The sequence below is a fragment of the Chryseobacterium wanjuense genome, assembly GCF_900111495.1.
In the GTDB taxonomy this organism is placed as follows: Bacteria; Bacteroidota; Bacteroidia; order Flavobacteriales; family Weeksellaceae; genus Chryseobacterium; species Chryseobacterium wanjuense.
In genome coordinates this window covers 247674-261411 of sequence record NZ_FOIU01000003.1, presented here as the reverse complement: position 1 = coordinate 261411, position 13738 = coordinate 247674, and the positions used below count along the sequence as shown (strand labels likewise).

The window sequence follows — 13738 nt, the reverse complement described above, 5'->3', positions numbered from 1 at the left end:
TTTATAATATTCTCTTCCCCAATTCACTTTCCCTGATCGTCTTTTCCAGTCTCGACAGCCTTGTTTTTTCCTGTTTCGCACTCATGATCCAATGAAGCATCACTTTCCTGTAAGATGGAGCCTGATTATTAAAAAATTCCCATGCTTTTTTGTTGGCTTTAAACTGTTTTTCATAGTCAGGGTCAAGGGTTGCAGGTTCTTTTTCGTGGGAATAAATGGCAGATTTTTCTTCTTTTCTTAAGTCAAACGCTTTTTGCCCTTCCAGAGTCATGAGCCTGGCTTTTGTGAGTTCTTCAACTTTTTTAATATTAATGGCGCTCCAGATACTTGTCGGTTTTCTTGGTGTAAAACGAATGCTGTACGAATGTTCATCGATAGACTTTCTCACCCCGTCGATCCAGCCAAAACACAGAGCCTGATCTACAGATTCAGACCATGTCATAGATGGTTTTTTGGTTCCGACTTTGTAGAATCCGACCAATAATTCTTTTTCAGATGTATGGTGTTTTTCCAGCCATTTCCGGAATTCTTGGGGTGTTGCGAAAAATGTTGCGGCCATTTTATTTTTATTGATCTAAATTACCGTATTTTCTTCTAAAAACCTATTGGACATTAGTATTTACTAAAATAATTTTATTGGATTTCAATTTATTTTCCAGCCAGGATTGAAGTTTTTGTTCATCAATTTTAGAGTTGGAATTGTAAAGTAAAGCGGTTTCGACTGCCGTAGAATCCTTTTTGTAGAAATTTTGAACTTTTCCAACAGCTATCTCGTTGATTTCCGGGAATAAAATTTTGATCTCTTTGATCAATTCCGGATCATTCATTTTATATTGATTTAATTCATTTTTTAAAACATTGATCTGAACATCTTTTTCGGAAATATTGTTTTTCTGAAGATTGATTTCATTAAGGATTTCGGTTTTCAAATCTGTTGTATTTTGCTTGATAATCAGATGAGTATTGTTGATCCCGAAGTCTTTTAAGGTGGTATTCAGTTTTTTTATTTCTGCACTGTCGAATGTTTTGGATAAAAATGCCAGCTCGATTGATTTTGGATTGGTGTGGTAATCAACTTTTTTGTAAATGACTGTATATCCGTTTTTTGTAAATTCATTGTTGATGAACTTTTCTACATTTTGGGTGTATTTTTTCTCGGTAAGGAGATTGTAAGCCAGATAACAGCTTGGAACGATCATGATAATAATCAATACCGAAATTCCGTATCGGATTCTTTTTTCATAGACTTTATTGGTGGATTGTATCGATGGATATTTTAAAAATTTTATAATTAAAAAAGTCGAAATACAAATAAAAAAACAATTGATCGTATACAGGTAAAATGCGCCTGCAACAAACGCAAAATTGCCCGTCGCAATCCCAAATCCCGCGGTACAAAGTGGCGGCATGAGAGCCGTAGCAATGGCGACACCAGGAATAGGATTTCCTTTTTCGATTCGGGTAATGGATATCGCGCCTACAACTCCGCCAAAGAAAGCGATAAGTACGTCATAAATATTGGGAGAAGTTCTTGCCAAAAGTTCAGATTGCGCTTCTTTGAACGGACTGAGATAAAAATACAAAGAAGATACCGCCAGACTTACAATTGTCGCTATAATTAAGTTTTTAATTGATTTTTTTAATAAACTGAAATTGAATGTTGCCAATGCAAAACCTGCCCCAACAATAGGTCCCATCAACGGAGAAATAAGCATGGCTCCAATAATTACCGCTGTAGAATTTACATTAAGACCTACTGAAGCGATTAAAATTGCACATGCCAGAATCCAAAGGTTAGCGCCTCGGAAGGAAACGTTACTCGTCACATTTTCAAGGACAAGGGTAGGACTTTCTTCTCCTGTATGCAGGTTAAGAAAATTAGAAATTGTGTTTTTCATGTCAAATCGTATTGTGTTAAATTAAATAAAAAAAGGGGGGATGAAATATTATTTCATCCCCCCTTTTGCAAATATACATTTTAAAATGTTTGATTGCAAAGTTTGTTATTCTGTTCTGAATGGTTATTTATAAAAAGTTTTGGGGCGGGAGCAAAGCTCCCGCCCCAAAACTTAGGCATATCCTGATCGTAATTTGTAATTTCTATAACGGGGATAAGCTCTATTTTCATATTAATAAAATCTTCTGCTCTTACCATTTAGTGAATTTTCTAAAATGGAAAGTTGTTCTGGGTTTAAGTTTTTTAAATAAATTTTTTTATATTCTGCTAAGAAAAATCTACGGTAGTACACCAGTTCAATACTATGTTTTCCAATGTTAAACTCTCTCAAAAGTTCAGGACGTTTTGTATTTTTTTTGTCGGAATAGGAAAATAATAGATTAATCGCACGATTGGGGATAAAATAAAAGTTTTTTGGAAATAGGAAAATTGAATTTTGATTGATCATTAAGTCGAATTTACACCATTTGAAATTTTTCCGAAAATATCCATTCTCTGTAATAATTACCCCGTTTATATTTTCTAATTCTATTGAATCTGTTTGTTTAAATTCTGATATTATTTTCTTTTTTTGATTGAAAAAAAATACTCCGAGAATTGTCTGAAGGAGAATAGAAGCTATCAGGAAATAAAGAAATATTGTATCCGGCATTTTAAATTGTTGTTATGATCTCGAACTAAAAATTTTTTCAGTCTTTCTTTTATTCAGTAAAAAATAATAAAATCTTATGGTATTAATTATTTAAAAACTAAAATAGTAAAAAATTCATTTTCCAATTCTTCTCTTGGAGACACCAGACGGATTTGAGCTTTGTTTTTGAAATAATCTACATAAGCTTCTCCTCCCGGAATTTTACCGGTTTCTGTTTTCTTATATCCTAAGCTTTGAATCAGCTTTTCATACTTTGAATAATTCTCTTTTCCCTTGAACTGAAACTCAATTCTGTCACCAGTTTTGTCTGTTACATATTCAAATTTTCCTATTTTATACTGATAATCGGGGCTGTCATATTCTACCAGGACAAAGTATGGGCTTTCAGTCTTATCATAAAATGAATAATTCAGTTTTTTGATTTCATTTTTAAATGAAGACATATCCATCTTGTTAAATTTTTCAAGTTCACCGATGGTAAAAGTTTGTCCGAAAATGTGAAAATTAATAAGCGATGTTAATAAAATGATTAAAATAGTTTTTAAATTTTTCATATGTGATATTTGGTGGATAAGTTTTATGGAATCTCCGTTTTGCCTTCAGTCCTAGATAGAAAGAAGAATTATTTCAAATTTAGAAAATTTTATTTAAGCCAAAGGTAAAGAAAAATAAAAAGTACTTCCCTGATTCAGAGAGCTGTTTACCCCAATTTCTCCATGTTGTTTTTCGATAAAGTTTTTAGAAATGGCCAGTCCGAGCCCTGTTCCGTTCTGATGTTCGCCGGGAACCTGAAAATAACGGTCAAAGATTTGACGATGGTATTTTTCATCAATCCCTTTCCCAGTATCCGTAATGCTGAATTTGATGTTTGAATCAATTTTTTCAACTAAAATATGGATATTTTCATCCTGAAAAGAATGTTTTATGGCATTACTTAGAAAATTATTCATGACCCAAACGGTTTTGTCAAAATCCGCAGAAACAAAATCATTATCATTAATTGAAAATTGAGAATTGATTGAAATATTTTTCTGTTCGGCTAATTTTTCAACATTTTTTATAGCGGCGTGAACAATTTCTTTTGGCGAACAATTTTCAATATTCAGGCGAATATTTCCGGTTTCAACTTGAGATAAGTTTAATAGTTCACCCGTAATGTCGAGCAAGCGCTGTCCGTCTTCGTTAATGCTTTTCAATAATTCTTTTTGCTGGTCATTCAGTTCTCCGAATTTCTGGTTTCCTAAAAGCTGAACACCCATTTTTATAGCAGAAATAGGAGTTTTTAATTCATGGGAAATCGTTGCAATAAAATTGGTTTTTGCAAAATCAAGTTCTTTGAAAGGTGTAATATTTCTTAGTAAAATTACCCTTCCGATGTATTTTTTTTCTTTCTCTCCGGTCTTTACAATATTAATCGGAATGATATCCTGTTCGAAATAATTTTCTTTATTATCTGTAACGATTTTAATCGGTTCTTTCACCGGATGATCCATATTTTTGAGTAATTCTCTTACCAGATCATTATTTACAGCAACTTCATGAACTGTTTTTCCGATGATTTCTTCTTTATTTAAATTGGTGATTTTCAAGGCTTCATCATTAATCATGTAGATGAAATGATTTTCATCTAGACCAATCACGGCATCATGCATATTGTTCACCAAAGTTTCGATACGTTTTTTATCCATCAGCTGTTTCGAGAGGGTGCTGCTTTCATATTCCTGAAGCTTTTCTGCCATGATATTGAAGGAGTTAGCAAGATCGTTGAACTCTTCACTGCCTTTGAAATGCACTCTTTCATTATAATTTTTATTCGCAATCTGCCGTATACTGAAGGTCAGCTGATTGATAGGTTCCGCAATAGTCTGTGGAAGATTAAAAAGCAAAATAAAAGCAATTAAAAAGCAAACCGTTCCCAGACTTACAATCCAAAAAGTAGCATTTTCTGCTGTGATGATCGCGATATCACTCTTTCTTTCAATGCCTTTCATATTCAGTGACATGATGGTGACCAGATCTTCACGAATAAGTTTTTCCTTATCGTCACTGGGTTGCTGCAGGTAATTTTTAAAATGTAAATTAAGATTCTGGGTCGCTTCTTTTTCACCAAACTCTGTTAAATTTTTTTCCTGTAAAGCACTGTTTTTCTGAAAATCTTTAATGGCAATTAAGCTGTCTGATTTTATTTTATCTAAAGCCAAAAGCATGTTTTTGGAGAATTCTATACTGTTGTAGTTGGCGATAAGAATTTTTTCCGTGTCAGATTTTAATTTGTTGATATATACAGAGCCCATCACCGAAAGCAGAACGATCAGGAAGAATAAAAGGCCAACGCCCAGGGTAAGTTTCGTTTTTAGTTTCATCACTTTTTAAGATAAAATAATAATGTCGATCTGCCTTTCGTTCAATCGGTTCATCAGTGTATAAATCCAGCTGTAGCCGAAGATTCTCTGCAAAAAATGGGCATGAGGTTTTCCAATGCAGACCGTTGTGATATTGTGTTCTATGACATAATCCAGAATACCTTTGTGGACGCTGTTTTCCTTCACGCGCATCACTTTCGCTCCCAATTCTTGTGCTAAATTAAAATTATTAATCAAATAACGCTGCTTGTCAAGAGCTATTTTTTCAGGATTTTCAGCGGGTCTTTGAATGTATAAAACCGTCCACGGGCTGTTGTAATAACTTGCCAGTCTTGAAGTTTTACGGATAATATTTTTCGCTATTTTTTCATTACTGCTTATACAGGCGAGAAATTTTATAGGTTTAAAATTTTCAGTTTTGATTTCTGTTTCTACCTTTTTCTCAACGTGGGTAGCCACTTCTTTCAAGGCCAGCTCGCGGAGCTGCAAAATATGTCCGCTTTGAAAAAAATTATTTAAAGCAGTCTGTATTTTTTCTTTTTTATAAATTTTCCCTTCTTTGAGTCTGGTTAAGAGCTCATCAGCCGTTAAATCAATATTCACAACTTCATCAGCCAACGCTAAAATTTTATCGGGAACCCGCTCTGCCACTTCAATCCCGGTGATTTTTTTTACCTCTTCATTCAAACTTTCAATATGCTGAATATTCATCGCGCTGATGACGTTAATTCCGCTTTCTAAAATCTCCAGCACGTCCTGCCATCTTTTTTTATTCTTCGAACCTTCCACATTGGTATGCGCCAATTCGTCAACCAAAACTACTTCAGGATGTTCATTGATAATCGCCTGAACATCCATTTCCTCAAGGTTTTTACCTTTATAAAAAACAGATTTTCTTGGGATTTCCGGAAGTCCATCCACCAGAGCTTGAGTTTCTTCTCTGCCGTGAGTTTCGATGTATCCTATTTTCACATCGATGCCATTTCGCAAAAGGGAATGGGCTTCCTGAAGCATCCGGAAAGTTTTCCCGACACCCGCGCTCATCCCGATGTAGATCTTAAATTTCCCTTTTCGGGATTTTTGAATCAGTTCTAAAAAATCTTTTGCTGATGACATTGATTTTATTCTTTTTAATTTTATTTTTTGAAACATAATTATTGCTGGAAGTCTGAAGCTGGAGGTTGGAAGTTAATAACTAATTGCTTTTACTTCCTGCATCCAACACCCCGCTTCCATCTTATTAAAACCAAGCCGAAAGACTCGTTGTAATGAAGAAATTTCCTGTTTTCAATCCATTATTTTTCATAAAAACAGCATCTTTAGAGGTAAATCCTCTGGCTTCGGTTCGGAGCATTACTTTCTTAAAAATCAGATAATCCAAATTAAAAGAATATCCGAAAGTCTGAAATCCGTTTTCTGTTCCGGTATTGATGATGACTCCGTTTTTATCATTATAATATTCCAATCTTCCCCCAAAAGCCCATTGATCAGTAAGTTGATATTTCATCAAAATATTTGGGGTGTACCAAAGGTTGTAACTTTTACTTCCTTTTTCTTTTTGTTCGGCTCCGATATCGAAACCAAGTGTCGCTGAAAACTGCTTGGTCAGTTGAAAATTTCCATATAAATCATGAAAATATCGCATTTTTTTCTCTTCTTTTGCTTTGTCGTTTCCAATGAACGAACTGCTGTTTAAAGTGATTTTTTCATTCGGTTTGTAGATAATCTGGTGCCCGAAAGAAAGGCTTTGATTGCCTTCTGCCTGTATGATTCTCTGCCATCCGTTTAAAATCAATCCGCTTACAAACCATTTTCCGTTGTCGGAAGTGTAGGAAATTTTTGCACCGGTTTCAAAATAAGGCGAATTATCTGCTGCAAGACTTCTTGTAAGGTTAATATTATCCTTTCCAATAGCACTTTCCCAACCGATATGAGAAGGCATGATTCCGGCATCGATCCATAAGTTTTTTGTTTTTGAAATTTTAATTCCGACATTGGCTTCGTTTACATACTGCAAAATTTCTTCTTCCGCAGAAAGGTTGTCCTCAGCATAAACTCCCGCCATTAAAGCCAGATTTGCACGGAAATTATCATTTTGATAGGACCCTTTTATTAAACCAAGATTCAGATTAAGTTCGTTGTGACGGTTGTAGGAATATAAAAAATCCTGACGGTGGCTGCCTTCCGGTCGATTGAAATCATAAGTGTAAAAAAGTTCTGCATAGGCAGAAACAGTAAGTTTATTGCCACTTTTCAACGAGTCCGAAGATTGAGCCTTCGGAAAAATTATCCCTAACATGATTCCTATGACAATAGCTTTTTTCATTTTACAATTATTTTGTGACTGCTGGTCGTTTTGATAGCCCGAGATAATTAACATTGCAATGATCCCGGGCTTATTTAAAGTATCAAAATTTAATCAAATTTTTTATAATCTGAAAATTACTCCTAAAGTAATTCTGCTGTCAGATTTTTTCAGATCCGGTCTCCATGATTCAACAGGCGTGTCGATCCATCCGTCCGGGCTTGTCGTTCCATCTCTTCCTGCGAAATACGGGATATTGCTTTTTCTGAATCCATATTCGAGTCTGAAAGTGAAAAATTGGTTCGGCATAATATCAATCGTTGCTGTTCCCTGAAACATTTTTAGTTTTTCTCCGTTGGCAATCGCATCATTAAAATCATTATTCGTAACCGGAGAAGGGGAGAACGCCAGATAAGCTCCCGGATTGGAAACAGCATCCGCTCTTAAAGTCAGCCCGATTTTGTTGTTATAAAACCAAAGTCTGTTGGCAATGGAAGTTCCTATCATATAGTTGTCTTTTGCCTTCAAACCGCCTCCTGTCTGGAATCCGTAATGGTTGTTGATGCTGAAACCGGCCTGCGAAAGTCCTTTGCTTTCCTTGTTTTTATAATATCTCGCAACGATACTGTGGTCATGGTGGAAACGGCGAACGCCTGGGTTGTTTCTGGTGTCTTTTCCGTTTAAATAAAAATTAGCAACCAATTGCAGATTTTCATTCGGGCGGTAATAGTTGGAAACTCCCAATCCGAGACCTGTATTCCATGAGTTGTAGGTCTGCCATCCGTTCAGTACCCAAAGTTCAACTTTGTATTTTTTGGAAGGATAGGCCTGAACTCTCGCTCCCTGAAAATAGAAAGGCGTAAAATCACATACCAAACTTCTCTGATAGTTCCAGTTTTCACTTAAAACATAACTTTCCAGACCGATGTAGCTCATGAAAATCCCTGCTTCAACATTCAAACCGTGCATGACATCAAAATGATAACCTGCTGCGGCTTCTCTGATGTATTTTAAATTTCCTATACTGGTGTTTTTACCATGATTTACCGTTCCGTCAAGATCCTGAATAATAGAACCCATCTGTCCGAACTGCAGCCATAAACGGCCGATCACATTTTTATAATTCGTTTCCAGACCGATACTTGCCATGTTGATGGTAAATTCGTTGGAACGGCCGATAGCAGCGGAAATCGTATGAGTATTATCTTTTGGACGACGGAAATCGTAGTTATAATAAGCATCTACGTAGGTAACTCCCGTTAAAATGGTTTCGCCGTTTTTGTCTTTTAGGGTTAAAGGAAAATCAGTCTGTCTGTTTTGCCCGTTAATCCATGTCAAATCATACCCGTCAAAAGGGATTTTTGATTCTGTAGTTAAGGAATCTTTAGGCTGAACCGAAATTGAGTCCTGTTTGATTTCCTGTGCATTCATCGGACTTAAAGCAAATAGTCCTAATAAAAAAACAGCTTGAATAGTTTTTGATTTCATTATATAAATATTGATAACAATGTGTTATGTATAATTAATTTTAAAGAGTAATTTAAACGACCAACCCAGTCTTGAACTTTTGTTTCCTTTGTTTTTAAGACAAAAGAAAGATTAATGAATTTGATTTAAAACAATATTCAACTTCAAAACATTGACTTTAGCTGGGCCGAAAAGTGGTTTTTCCGTTTGATTTTTAATAAGGTTTTCAATTTTTTCAAGAGAAAGATTTCTTTCTTTGGCAATTCTTTTGGCTTGATAAAGAGCTCCTTCCGGAGAGATATCAGGATCAAGACCGCTTCCGCTTGCCGTTACCAGTTCTACAGGAACTTTTACGTTTTCCATTTCCGGGTTTTGTATTTTCAGAGTATCAATTCTTTTCTGAACCGTTTGCAGATATTCTTCGTTGGTTGGCCCTTTATTGCTTCCCGCGCTTCCTGCTGCATTGTAATCAACTGCGGACGGACGGCCGTGAAAATATTCAGGAGAGGTAAAGTTCTGACCAATATTGGCGTAAAACTTCTGACCGTTATAATTGATAATCTCTGCGTTTCCCTGTGTCGGTAAAATTTTAGAACCTGCAAAAACGAAGATTAGATATAGAGCTACCACAACCAGCATCACAAGAGATAGTCTCAATGCTGAAATAAGATAAATTTTCATTTTGTTTGAATTTTATGTTTAATGAATGGAAGATGGGAGAGGGAAGTTAAAACGATATATTTTTCACTTCCATCAGCTTCCAGCCCAATGATTAAAAGAATAAACTAACTACTAAATCAATTAATTTTATCCCGATGAACGGCACGATAATTCCGCCCAAACCATAGATTAAAAGGTTTCTTCTCAGCAATGCACTTGCACCGATCGGTTTGTAGGCAACCCCTTTCAAAGCCAATGGAATCAGGAAAGGAATAATGATCGCATTAAAAATGATCGCCGATAAAATCGCTGATTCCGGACTGTGAAGATGCATAATATTCAGCTTTTGAAGCGCCGGAATGAATGTGATAAACAATGCCGGAATAATGGCAAAATATTTAGCAACATCATTCGCAATACTGAAGGTGGTCAGCGTTCCGCGGGTCATTAATAATTGTTTTCCGATTTCTACGATTTCAATCAGTTTTGTCGGGTCATTATCCAGATCCACCATATTTCCGGCTTCTTTGGCAGCCTGAGTTCCGCTGTTCATTGCAACGCCGACATCGGCTTGAGCCAGAGCGGGAGCATCATTCGTTCCATCTCCCATCATCGCTACCAGTTTTCCTTCCTGCTGTTCTTTTTTGATGTAATTCATCTTGTCTTCAGGTTTGGCTTCTGCGATAAAATCATCCACTCCGGCTTTTTCAGCAATAAATTTAGCGGTTAAAGGATTGTCGCCCGTTACCATTACGGTTTTCACTCCCATTTTTCTCAATCGTTGGAAACGTTCCTGAATTCCGGTTTTGATGATGTCCTGAAGTTCAATCACGCCCCAAACCTTTTCATTCACGGAAACCACCAAAGGAGTTCCTCCGTTTTCAGCAATTTTAGTCACGGCTTCCTGAGTTTCCTGCGGGAAAATATTCCCGGCTTTTTCTGTTAGCTTTTTTATTGTATCGTATGCTCCTTTTCGGATTCTTGTATTTTCAAAATCGATCCCTGAAGTTCTGGTTTCGGCCGTAAAATCGATGTAAGTTGGATTTGGAACAAGTAAATCTTCCGATTTTAACTGGCTTAATTCTATAATTGATTTTCCTTCAGGTGTCTCATCAGCAACAGAACTTAATGCTGAAGCTTTAATAAATTCATCAAGCTGAATATTATTAGAAGGATGAAATTGTGTCGCCTTACGGTTTCCAATCGTAATTGTTCCTGTTTTATCCAAAAGTAAAACATCAATGTCTCCTGCAGTTTCAACGGCTTTACCGCTTTTTGTGATGACGTTGGCTCTCAGTGCTCTGTCCATTCCCGCGATTCCGATTGCAGAAAGCAGACCGCCAATCGTTGTGGGAATCAAACAAACGAAAAGTGAAATAAATGCCGCAATGGTGATTGGTGTCTGCGCATAGTCTGCAAAAGGTTTTAAAGTCACTGTAACAATTATGAATGTCAGGGTAAATCCTGCTAAGAGTATCGTTAATGCGATTTCGTTGGGTGTTTTTTGTCTTGAAGCACCTTCTACAAGGGCAATCATTTTATCAAGGAAAGATTCTCCCGGTTTGGTGGTTACTTTCACTTTGATTCGGTCAGAAAGTACTTTTGTACCGCCTGTTACGGAACTTTTATCACCTCCCGCTTCACGGATTACAGGTGCGCTTTCTCCGGTGATGGCAGATTCGTCAATGGTTGCCAAACCTTCAATAATTTCTCCATCCATCGGAATTTGGTCACCTGCTTCGCAAAGGAAAATATCTCCGAGTTTCATATCGGCAGATTTTTTTAAAACGGTTTCCACCTGAAATCCCTGTTTGTTGTCAACCACCACTTTAGCAGGAGTTTCTTCACGGGTTTTTCTTAAGGTGTCTGCCTGAGCTTTTCCTCTTGCTTCGGCGATGGCTTCGGCGAAATTGGCAAATAAAACGGTGAAAAATAAGATGATAAATACTAAAAAATTATAGCTAAAACTGCCTTGTGATTTGTCACCCGTTAAGCTAAATAAGCTTACGATGAACATGACCACTGTTCCGATTTCCACCAGAAACATAACAGGATTTTTAAACATGATTTTCGGATTCAGTTTTACGAAAGACTGTCTGATTGCTTCGCTGACCAAATCTTTTTGAAACAATGTTTGTGATTGATTTTTCATTTTTTTTGAAAGAGTTATATCATTGTAAACCAATATGAACCATTAAGACAAATCAATAAAAAAGATTAAAATGGATAATATTTTTCAGAGTGTATGAAAAGTGAGACTAGTTTTCTTTAATGATTTGATATACTTAATGGTTTATTATTGATTTTTAATTATTGAGAAAATTTTTCTTTTTTAAACCATTAAGATTTATTTAAGGAGTTAAGTTTAATTAAGAAATATTCTTTGAATATTTTTAAGCTTAATGATTTGATTCGCTTAATATTCTTAACTTCTTAAATTTCCTTAATGGTTTAATTATTTAATTTTTATTTTGAAAAATATTGAAGCTGTTCTGCTATCGGTCCCAGCGTAAGGGCAGGGAAGAATGACAAGGCGGCAATCAGAAGAATCACGGCTAATGTCATAAATCCGAAAGTTGCAGTATCCGTCTTTAAAGTTCCCGAACTTTCAGGGATGTATTTTTTCTGAGCCAATAATCCTGCAATCGCGATTGGACCGATGATGGGGATAAATCTTGATAACAGCAAAATAATTCCTGTGGAGATATTCCACCAAGGGGTATTGTCGCCCAATCCTTCAAATCCGGAACCGTTGTTGGCGGAAGAAGAGGTGAATTCGTACAACATCTCACTGAATCCGTGAAAGCCGGGATTGTTCAATGTTTTTGTTCCGAATTCCGGTAAATAGGCCGTTAAAGCTGTTCCGACCAAAATTAAAAACGGGTGAAACAAAGCTACGATCATTGCAATTTTCATTTCTTTGGCTTCAATTTTTTTACCTAAAAATTCAGGCGTCCTTCCAACCATCAGACCACTGATGAATACAGCCAGAATGATGAAAATGAAGTAGTTCAGAATCCCAACGCCGCAACCTCCGTAGAAGCAGTTGATCATCATGGCCAGAAGCTCATTCATTCCTGAAAGCGGCATTGTGCTGTCGTGCATGGCATTTACCGAACCGGTTGAAATTACCGTTGTCGCAATACTCCAATACGCTGAAGCGGCACTTCCGAAGCGGATTTCCTTGCCTTCCATCGCTCCGAGGTGAGGATCGGTTCCCATTTGGGTAATTAATGGATTTCCATTGGTTTCGTTAATGATATTGGGAACTGTAAGTGCCAGAAATCCAATCGTCATAACGGTAAAAATCGTCCATGAGAGTTTTCTCTTTTTTAAATAAAATCCAAGTGCAAAAACCAAAGCAAACGGGATAATCATCTGTGTTACCATTTCGGTCATATTGGTCAGGTAATTCGGATTTTCAAGCGGATGTGCCGAGTTTGCCCCGAAAAATCCACCACCATTCGTTCCTAAATGTTTGATCGCCACAAAAGCGGCAGCAGGACCTCTGGAAACATCTACTTTCTGACCTTCCAATGTGGTAATATGATCTTTGCCTTCGAAAGTCATCGGAGTTCCATTGGCTGAAAGGATAAATGCAACCACAATGCTGATAGGGATCAATATTCTGATGATGGATTTGGTGAAAAAATCGTAGAAATTACCCAATTCCGTTGTTGTTTTATCTTTAAATGCTTTGAAAAGCACTGCCATTGCAGCCATACCTGTCGCTGCCGTTACAAACTGCAGAAACATTAAATAAAGCTGACTCAAATAACTGACTCCCGTTTCTCCCGAATAATGCTGTAGATTACAATTCACTAAGAACGAAATTGCCGTATTGAAGGCGAGATCAGGAGACATATCCGGGTTTCCATCAGGATTGAGAGGAAGCCAGGATTGATTTAATAAGATAAAAAATCCGATGATAAACCAAACCAGATTAATGGTCAACATGGCAAACATATTCTGTTTCCAGGTCATTTGCTTATTCGGATTAATACCTGAAATTTTATAAATTAAATTTTCAAAAGGCTGGAAAATTTTATCTAAAAAAGTCTTTTTATATCCATAAACATCAGCAATGTACTTTCCTAAGAAAATACCGATAACTAATGTGATTGCGAACATTGCGATAATGCCTAAAATTTCTGTATTCATGATTTTTGGTTAAAATTTTTCAGGTTTCATTAAGACATAACAGATGTACACAAAGGCGAGTATCGAAAGGAAAAATAAACTCCACATAATTTTATATTTTATCAAAAAATTCAACGGATTTGTACAACATCCAAAACAGTACAACACATAGTACAATTAAACTCAACAGCATC

Annotated in this window: 11 protein-coding genes; all 11 read right to left on the bottom strand. The window is 36.3% G+C overall.

Annotation, left to right across the window (positions count from 1 at the left end):
* Nucleotide 1: 1 nt before the first annotated feature.
* On the bottom strand, nt 2–559 hold the full coding sequence (locus tag BMX24_RS17665) for a YdeI/OmpD-associated family protein (protein ID WP_089795130.1): 558 nt from the start codon (nt 557–559) through the stop codon (nt 2–4).
* 43 nt (nt 560–602) lie between these two features.
* Nucleotides 603–1898: a DUF389 domain-containing protein gene (locus BMX24_RS17660; protein ID WP_089795128.1), complete on the bottom strand. Its 1296-nt coding sequence runs from the start codon at nt 1896–1898 to the stop codon at nt 603–605.
* A gap of 231 nt (nt 1899–2129) precedes the next feature.
* The gene (locus tag BMX24_RS17655; protein ID WP_089795126.1) at nt 2130–2609 is read right to left on the bottom strand and encodes a hypothetical protein; all 480 of its coding nucleotides are present in this window, start codon (nt 2607–2609) and stop codon (nt 2130–2132) included.
* An 86-nt stretch (nt 2610–2695) separates the two neighbouring features.
* On the bottom strand, nt 2696–3163 hold the full coding sequence (locus tag BMX24_RS17650) for a hypothetical protein (RefSeq protein ID WP_089795125.1): 468 nt from the start codon (nt 3161–3163) through the stop codon (nt 2696–2698).
* A 93-nt stretch (nt 3164–3256) separates the two neighbouring features.
* Entirely contained in the window at nt 3257–4972 is a 1716-nt protein-coding gene (locus tag BMX24_RS17645) for an ATP-binding protein (RefSeq protein ID WP_089795123.1), read from the bottom strand.
* Between the two features lie 6 nt (nt 4973–4978).
* Entirely contained in the window at nt 4979–6088 is a 1110-nt protein-coding gene (locus BMX24_RS17640) for a histidine kinase (protein WP_089795463.1), read from the bottom strand.
* A 124-nt stretch (nt 6089–6212) separates the two neighbouring features.
* On the bottom strand, nt 6213–7298 hold the full coding sequence (locus tag BMX24_RS17635) for a porin (RefSeq protein ID WP_089795461.1): 1086 nt from the start codon (nt 7296–7298) through the stop codon (nt 6213–6215).
* Nucleotides 7299–7400: 102 nt separating this feature from the next.
* Nucleotides 7401–8765 carry an outer membrane beta-barrel protein gene (locus BMX24_RS17630; RefSeq protein ID WP_089795121.1) on the bottom strand — a complete coding sequence of 455 codons (1365 nt, stop codon included), beginning with the start codon at nt 8763–8765 and terminating at the stop codon, nt 7401–7403.
* A gap of 111 nt (nt 8766–8876) precedes the next feature.
* On the bottom strand, nt 8877–9425 hold the full coding sequence (locus tag BMX24_RS17625; protein WP_089795119.1) for a potassium-transporting ATPase subunit C: 549 nt from the start codon (nt 9423–9425) through the stop codon (nt 8877–8879).
* A 91-nt stretch (nt 9426–9516) separates the two neighbouring features.
* Nucleotides 9517–11556, bottom strand: a complete 2040-nt coding sequence (gene kdpB / locus BMX24_RS17620) for a potassium-transporting ATPase subunit KdpB (protein ID WP_089795117.1) — start codon at nt 11554–11556, stop codon at nt 9517–9519.
* Between the two features lie 314 nt (nt 11557–11870).
* A complete protein-coding gene (kdpA, locus tag BMX24_RS17615; RefSeq protein WP_089795115.1) occupies nt 11871–13565 on the bottom strand; it encodes a potassium-transporting ATPase subunit KdpA in 1695 nt (564 codons plus the stop codon).
* Between the last annotated feature and the right edge of the window lie 173 nt (nt 13566–13738).